A 390-nucleotide genomic window follows, 5' to 3' on the forward strand; every position below is an offset into this window, starting at 1 on the left:
CGGCTGCGTACCGTGTTGCAGGAACTGGTCCATCGTGCCGCCGTGGTGATCCATAAGGCGCGCCAGATCATCCTCGATTTCGGGCAGGACATCGGGCGCATGACGGTGTTGAACACCCTGCGGAGCCGACTGCGTTACCCACGAGGGTCGCCATGCTGACTGTCTGCCAGAGAGCATCCCCAGACAGTGCGCGACGGGCGATCGCCGGTCGCCAGGTTGGCCGTGCGCGGCAGGGGCGTAAGCGGAGAAAACCGGGTGATCAGGACCGATCGACGTGGGCATTTCCGACGACATCGGGCTCGCACCTCCACGATATTCGAGTCAAATTCTCAAAAATCTCACGCAGACGATGATAGGGGGCATGTCGGCAGCGACATCACGGATTCAGGA

At 61.5% G+C, this 390-nt stretch carries 1 pseudogene; it reads left to right on the plus strand.

The features are described from left to right. Positions 1-159 (plus strand): annotated as a pseudogene (locus tag FEI13_RS19770) (IS1380 family transposase); the annotation flags it as partial. Between the last annotated feature and the right edge of the window lie 231 nt (positions 160-390).

Source organism: Halomonas urmiana (genome assembly GCF_005780185.1).
Taxonomy (GTDB): domain Bacteria; phylum Pseudomonadota; class Gammaproteobacteria; order Pseudomonadales; family Halomonadaceae; genus Halomonas; species Halomonas urmiana.